General features: G+C 67.1%; 1 protein-coding gene. It reads right to left on the reverse strand.

The annotated features are described in order from the left end of the window. A partial coding sequence (locus GT030_RS11150; RefSeq protein ID WP_272920680.1) for a M1 family aminopeptidase occupies positions 1-635 on the reverse strand: 635 nt, incomplete at both ends.

Genomic DNA, 635 nt, shown 5'->3' on the forward strand with positions numbered 1-635 from the left:
CCATGGTGACCAGGTCGCCGAACCACATGTGCGCCATCTCGTGCAGGATCACGTTGGCCCGCGCCTCGTACGACGCCTGCGTGACCTTGCCCCGGAAGATGTACTCCTCCCGGAAGGTGACCAGTCCGGGGTTCTCCATCGCCCCGAGGTTGTACTCCGGCACGAACGCCTGGTCGTACTTCCCGAAGGGGTACGGGTAGTCGAAGTGCTCGTGGAAGAAGTCCAGCCCCTGCTTGGTGACCAGGAAGATGTCGTCGGCGTCGAAGTAGGGCGCCAGGCCCTTGCGGCACATCGCGCCGAGCGGGATCTCCAGCGTGGACCCGTCCGCCAGCACCCGCTCGTAGGAGTCGGTCACATAGTGGTACGGGCCCGCGACCACGCAGGTGATGTACGTGGAGATCGGCTTGGTCTCCGCGAACCGCCAGACGCCGTCGGCGAGTTCACCGGCGCCGTTGCTCCACACCGTCCAGCCCTCGGGCGCGCGGACCTCGAAGCGGAAGGGCGCCTTGAGGTCGGGCTGCTCGAAGCCCGCGAACACCCTCCGGGAGTCGGCCGGTTCGTACTGCGTGTAGAGGTAGACCTCGCCGTCCTCGGGGTCCACGAAGCGGTGCATGCCCTCGCCGGTGCGGGAGTAG

The sequence above is a fragment of the Streptomyces sp. SID1328 genome, assembly GCF_009865595.1.
GTDB classification, from domain to species: domain Bacteria; phylum Actinomycetota; class Actinomycetes; order Streptomycetales; family Streptomycetaceae; genus Streptomyces; species Streptomyces griseoluteus.